The following is a 2,838-nucleotide window of genomic DNA, read 5'->3' on the forward strand; positions in this document are numbered from 1 at the left end:
CGTTCTTCGCGTAAGGCTGCAGGCGCACAAGCGGCCAGGTCTCGATCCGCTCTGGGGCGAAGCTCAGGGTCATGCGTATTCCTGTCGATGGCGTTGGGGCCGAGGAGTCTGGACTCCCTGCGGGTGGACTCCGGCGCGGCGGGGTCCACCGGCATCCGGCTGGACTCCGGCATCCGCGGGGTATCCACCCGGCGCGGCCGTTCAGGTGTTTGAATTCACGAGGATTTCAGGCGTCACGGCTGGACGCCGGACTCCGGTGGCTTCCCAAAAATCCGGCCCTGTCGCTGGCGATTTATCGCGCCAAGCCCGCCAGCATACGTTTCGGCCCGGAAAGGAACCGGAAAACAACGGCTTGGCGGCTTGGACCCCGACTGGACCCCGGAAGCCAGCACCGGTGTCCACCTCGGGATCAGCGTCGGTTCGCCCGAGCGCACGACCCCGAGTATATCGCCATGGATAGCGTCAGAAGGGCGATCCGTCTCGCCGTCCGGTGTCTCGCAGGAAATTGCCTCGCGCGACAGCGAAGTCTTGACAGGTCGACTTGATCATTTCGACCAGAGACTGCACACCATTCGTTGCATCCTTGTGGCTTACCGATTTATCCCGTAACCACAAGGTGTTGTGACACCTCGCACGAACGATGTGGGGAGCGGAACCGCCTAAGACGCACAGCAGACAAATCACGACCACCAAGACTGGGGTAAGGGCACAAGATGATTGTTCGAACGTCATTCCGTTGCACCACCTGCGGTCAGAACCACACGGTTCGGATCGGACTTGGCCATGAGACCTACCAAACACACTCCTTCAACTGCACCGGGTGTGGAGAAGAGCTGATCGTCGGCTTGCGCGTCATCAGGCCTGAGGGTAGCCCGATTCCCCAGTTCGTCGGCGAGCCGGTCGAGAACGTGGAGCTTTCAGAAGAGGAGGCAGGAGCACCCGTCGTAAACGTTGACGCGAATTTTCTTGTTCCCTTGGAGCAAAGACATACGGACGTCATGTTCCCGAGGCTGACACAAATGCAGGAAATGATGGAAGTGGCCGAGGAGCACGGCTCGCTTGTGTCCTTCAAAGACTTCCCTAAAAACTGGCAAAATTCTCGCCCTTACCGCCAGGCTGACTTTGGTGAGGAGTGGAAGCTTCTTAAGAAAGCTTGGAACCTCCATCGCAACGGCCACACGAAGTTATCCAAAAAAAAGATCGAGGAGGGATCAGCGCAATTTTACGCCAACGACCCACTCAACAACCTAAACGACTGGCTTTGGCGCTTCTGTCTATTTTTCACTCAACCCGCTTTTGAACAGCCATTTCGTGAAGCATTCAAGATCGTACAAGACAACCCACAGAAGGCAGAATTCAAAGCGTTCTTTCAGGATTATGAGGAAAATCTGGCTCAAGCGCGAGCCGAGCCATATCTTTCGATAATGCGAGAGTTCTTCCTGGCTTATGACGATTTTTCTCAGGTAATATTTCGAGTGAAGAAAGGGCTTGGGGTCGATACAGATGCCGCTGTTGCATCGGCTCAGTTCGACAAAACGAAGATGTTCTATGGTAATGCGTTTGAGACGTACTCTTCACTCGTGGATATCCTTGCATATCTCAATAATGTCTCCCAAGGTCGCCCCTTCGGCCAATTCCAAACGCTGACAAGGAAAAAATACCTGGAACTGGACAAGTCCAGCAGGTTTGGCCCATTTGATGCGACACCCGCGCTCGCGGCTCTTTGCGTGGAGCGAGACAATCAACTGAGGAATGCGTCTCACCATGCTTCAATGAAGTTGGTATCTCCAGAGAACAAGGTGATTTATCGGTCCGGCAAGGGGGGCACCGGACCTGAGCAGGAGATTAGCTATGCTACGTATCTCGCAAAGTGCTCAACGCTTTTTATTCAAATAGTCAACCTATTCCGTTTCGAGATCATGCTCTTTGAGGTGCACGGGAAACGCTTTCCCGCATAGCGAGCCATAACGTGACGTGAAACCTACCGTCGCCAAAGAAATCTGTCCGGATCGGTTTCCGGCATCAAGTTGCGCCACGAACCACGAATTCCATAGATCGTTTCCTCGGCACACGCCTCCCGTTCAGCCGCCAGACGATCGATGCGATGCCATACTGCCAGCGGCGGTTGGCGGTCGCGCGGCTGATGCCCAACTCCCAGCAGATCAGCTTCCACGGCTTCCGGTTCGCCCGGAGCCAGAGCAGGCGGGCATCTGCGGGATCGAGCCAGCGCAGCCAGAGCAGCGCATCCTCGGCCAATGTGATGTCACGCGGACCGGGCTTGGGTCGGCGCGTTCGGGTCTCCTGGCCGACCTGGTCCGCGAAGCTGTGGAAGTACTCGGGCCAGGCATTGAAATAGCCCTGCGGCTTCACCTCGGGCAGCGAACGGAATACATCGGCCGCGCTCTCGAGCCGGTCCTCGACCATGGTGGGCGTCCACTCAGCCATTCGCCGCCTCCCGGTCGCCCGCACGTGGCCCGTAGAGCTTCTCCGCGAGCTGACGCACCAGCTCGCGCTCCGGCCAGGTCAGCCGGTCGTCGTCGACGGAGACGGCGAGCACACCCTCGTCATGCCAGCCATCGCGCTTCACCTGGTCCGGATCCCGGCGCGAGCCGCCATAGCCGGCCGGATGCCAACGCATCGATTTCATGCAACATGCCTCCAGCGCTTTCCGTTGATGATGTCGTCGACGGCCTGACGGGAGAGGCCAAAGCCCACGGCCGCTTCCCGTCTCGGAATCCCCATGGCGTGCATCTTCCGGATCGCGAGCGCGCAGACTTCGTCGATCTTCGCCTGGCCGTTTCTCGAGCCACGGTTGTGCGTGCCGTGGCGCACGGTGTC

At 58.1% G+C, this 2,838-nt stretch carries 4 protein-coding genes; 1 reads left to right on the forward strand and 3 read right to left on the reverse strand.

The annotated features are described in order from the left end of the window. The first annotated feature begins 713 nt into the window (after positions 1 to 713). Positions 714 to 1,958: a hypothetical protein gene (locus G481_RS0118515; RefSeq protein WP_028031310.1), complete on the forward strand. Its 1,245-nt coding sequence runs from the start codon at positions 714 to 716 to the stop codon at positions 1,956 to 1,958. 64 nt (positions 1,959 to 2,022) lie between these two features. Here G481_RS0118515 and G481_RS0118520 read toward each other — a convergent pair whose 3' ends face one another. The 3 genes from G481_RS0118520 to G481_RS26295 all read right to left on the reverse strand — a co-directional run. After that, on the reverse strand, positions 2,023 to 2,445 hold the full coding sequence (locus G481_RS0118520) for a DUF6362 family protein (protein ID WP_028031311.1): 423 nt from the start codon (positions 2,443 to 2,445) through the stop codon (positions 2,023 to 2,025). Next, entirely contained in the window at positions 2,438 to 2,647 is a 210-nt protein-coding gene (locus G481_RS0118525; protein ID WP_028031312.1) for a hypothetical protein, read from the reverse strand. Before G481_RS0118525 ends, G481_RS0118520 begins: the two co-directional genes overlap by 8 nt. After that, a partial coding sequence (locus G481_RS26295) for a hypothetical protein (RefSeq protein ID WP_028031313.1) occupies positions 2,644 to 2,838 on the reverse strand: 195 nt, incomplete at its 5' end. The genes G481_RS26295 and G481_RS0118525, both read right to left, overlap by 4 nt.

This window comes from Gemmobacter nectariphilus DSM 15620 (assembly GCF_000429765.1).
In the GTDB taxonomy this organism is placed as follows: domain Bacteria; phylum Pseudomonadota; class Alphaproteobacteria; order Rhodobacterales; family Rhodobacteraceae; genus Wagnerdoeblera; species Wagnerdoeblera nectariphila.